This is a genomic window from Proteus sp. HMSC14B05 (assembly GCF_001808035.1).
Taxonomy (GTDB): Bacteria; Pseudomonadota; Gammaproteobacteria; order Enterobacterales; family Enterobacteriaceae; genus Proteus; species Proteus mirabilis.
The window spans coordinates 1-2078 of sequence record NZ_KV791995.1 but is presented as its reverse complement, the minus strand read 5'-3'; the positions used below and the strand labels follow the sequence as shown (position 1 = coordinate 2078).

General features: G+C 38.5%; 6 protein-coding genes and 1 pseudogene. All 7 read right to left on the bottom strand.

The annotated features are described in order from the left end of the window. Positions 1-173 precede the first annotated feature (173 nt). Positions 174-419 carry a hypothetical protein gene (locus tag HMPREF3129_RS12460; RefSeq protein ID WP_070487061.1) on the bottom strand — a complete coding sequence of 82 codons (246 nt, stop codon included), beginning with the start codon at positions 417-419 and terminating at the stop codon, positions 174-176. Continuing rightward, the gene (locus HMPREF3129_RS12455; protein WP_070487059.1) at positions 412-663 is read right to left on the bottom strand and encodes a phiTE_015 family protein; all 252 of its coding nucleotides are present in this window, start codon (positions 661-663) and stop codon (positions 412-414) included. Before HMPREF3129_RS12455 ends, HMPREF3129_RS12460 begins: the two co-directional genes overlap by 8 nt. Next, positions 656-949, bottom strand: a complete 294-nt coding sequence (locus HMPREF3129_RS12450) for a cyclic-phosphate processing receiver domain-containing protein (RefSeq protein WP_070487057.1) — start codon at positions 947-949, stop codon at positions 656-658. Before HMPREF3129_RS12450 ends, HMPREF3129_RS12455 begins: the two co-directional genes overlap by 8 nt. Then, the gene (locus HMPREF3129_RS12445; RefSeq protein ID WP_070487054.1) at positions 949-1269 is read right to left on the bottom strand and encodes a hypothetical protein; all 321 of its coding nucleotides are present in this window, start codon (positions 1267-1269) and stop codon (positions 949-951) included. The genes HMPREF3129_RS12450 and HMPREF3129_RS12445 overlap by 1 nt, the downstream gene beginning before the upstream one ends. Positions 1270-1271: 2 nt before the next feature. Further along, entirely contained in the window at positions 1272-1541 is a 270-nt protein-coding gene (locus HMPREF3129_RS12440; RefSeq protein WP_063693443.1) for a DUF7446 family protein, read from the bottom strand. A gap of 72 nt (positions 1542-1613) precedes the next feature. Then, positions 1614-1775, bottom strand: a complete 162-nt coding sequence (locus tag HMPREF3129_RS18740; protein ID WP_153274246.1) for a hypothetical protein — start codon at positions 1773-1775, stop codon at positions 1614-1616. 15 nt (positions 1776-1790) lie between these two features. Continuing rightward, positions 1791-2078, bottom strand: a pseudogene (locus tag HMPREF3129_RS12435) (single-stranded DNA-binding protein); the annotation flags it as partial.

Below are 2078 nucleotides of genomic sequence, written 5' to 3'. Positions count from 1 at the left end.
TTTAATTTGTCTCATCTGTATATTTCTCCACAAATAACTTCAACATTCCCCACTGACATTAAATATTCAGCGCGTTTATTGCATTCCGATTGCGTGTATATATCTTCCGTTACAGGTACAGCAGAACCCTGTATTAGCATGAGTAATACATATCCGATTATTTGCATGGTTATTTATTTAGAATGTTTAATTAGAATTTCTTTAATCCAGCTCTCAGCTTCATCATTGCATGACAAAACACTATCCATCATTAATTCAATATCGATAGATTCCTTTGCAATGTGAGATAATTGGGCCATGATATAAGCGAACTGCTTCTCATCACACTCTATAAAGTTAGCTCTGTATGCGCTAATTAAATGATTGCGAGCATATAGAACGCCTAATTTCATTTGCTCTCTGTTATATTCATTATTCATTTTTTATTTTCACTCCGTTGCTGATTAATATTTGTTTGAAATCATCTATTGCGTTGTTATAGCCTTCACATAAACCTTCCTCAAACGATTCATCATCCATAGTTGGTATTTTAACTGGTAACTCAACTTCCAAACTCTCGCGTGATGCTTGCCACGCCTCAAGCCTAATATCCTTGTGATACCCACTACATTTAGGGTGGTTTTTATTTATCCACCCCTCAAATTGCTTCCTTGATTTATCCATCACTCCACCTTTTAATATTTGCAATTGCTAATTCCATTTTATGACGCGCTGATGAATTAGAAGAGTGAACAATAATTTCAGGTGCTTTAAATCCATTTAAATAAACCTGTTCCTCTATCCATAATAAAACGTCGTATCCTGTGACGCGCTCATCATCACCTAAATCATGGTCTAGGCTAATTAACTCAACCTCGCCAGTTTCAAGTAATTTAATGGCTTCATCGGGCCAGTAAACACGCACAAATCCCTCTGGCGTTTTACGTTCGTCGTCGAGATAGACTTTCATCACTCCACCTTTCTATATCCAGCTTTATATAAGCGTTCGGCGTACATATAAGCAGTAGCCATACCTAAATCAATTAATCCTTTATTACCAGCAGAAATAACAGCTGCGATACGTTCTATTTCTTTTTTAGCTATATGCTTACGCTTTTCATCTGCCATTTCTTTCGCTAAATCTGAGCAATCGAAGCAGATATTTACCGCCTGACCTTGTATTAAATTATCTTTTCCGACATGGCCACCACAAAGATTGCAAACATTCTTAGGGTCTGGTTCTGGTAATGTAAATTTCATAAATTGCCCATAATGTGTAAAACTGTTCATATTCATTCCTCTTCATTGCATCCCTGCGAGTTGTCGTCATCAATCAGTTCAGCCTTTAGCTTCATGATCTTTCCATCTTCTCTATGCCAATTTATTTCCCCGCCTTCAGCAATTACTAATTGCCAGACCATTTGTGCGGCTTCATTTGTCACATCTCTTTCATCGTTACCAACTCTGACCAAGAGACCATCGCCGACGACTTTCATTTTTGCTAAGCTTATTTTTTTAGTTAAAGGTGAGAAGCCCAGTCTTAATCTAGCAGCGTTCGCCATTATTGAATCCTCTTCTGTTTAGTTGTTGGAGGTATCTATCTCCTGTTTGCATCCTTGCACTGAGCCCTATAATTAAACGTATGGCTTAATATCAAATTGCTTGAACCATTCTTTTATTTCGGCGTATTGTTCATAACTAATTCCAATATCTTCCCTCCATTCTTCAAATGAATTTCGGGCGGCGTCTTTAGTTAAATAATAAATAAAATCCTGCAATTTCTCAGGTGTGTTCATAGTTATATCCTTTGGTTAAATCACATAAATAGCGTGTCGTGGGTAGGGGAGTCCGATAGGGGCGAAAGGTATAGGATCATCCCAATCTTGAGGTGGCTCACTTTGTGGTGTTTGATTACTCGATGCTTGTTTTGGCGCTTGCGGTTGCTGAGGTTGTCCCCATCCTTGATTCTGCTGTGGTTTCTGGCTTCCTGCCTGATTACCACCGTTACCACCAAAATCTAATTGATCAACGATAATTACCGGCGCTGATTTTTTCTCACCGTTCTGGCTTGTCCATTCTTCCATGACGAACTCACCAGT